Genomic DNA, 272 nt, shown 5'->3' on the forward strand with positions numbered 1-272 from the left:
CGCGACGCCGGGGCCCACCCGGGAGCCGCTCGATTCGTCGCGTCGACGCAGGCTCACCGTGGTCCTGGCCGCGGCGTCCGCCGTCCTCGTCGTCGTCACCGGTCTGACCTCCTGGCAGTACGTCGAGGCCAGGGGAGATGCGGCGACCGAGCAGCGGGTCGCGGACGCGCCCGCCTCCGCGACGGACGCGGCGCGCGAGATCGTGACCCAGATGTTCACCTACGATCACCGGACGGTCGATTCGGAACTCGCTGCGGTCCGGGATCGGCTCA

At 72.4% G+C, this 272-nt stretch carries 1 pseudogene; it reads left to right on the plus strand.

The annotated features are described in order from the left end of the window. Window positions 1–272, plus strand: a pseudogene (locus G6019_RS16150) (hypothetical protein); the annotation flags it as partial.

It is taken from the genome of Dietzia sp. DQ12-76 (assembly GCF_014145045.1).
Taxonomy (GTDB): Bacteria; Actinomycetota; Actinomycetes; order Mycobacteriales; family Mycobacteriaceae; genus Dietzia.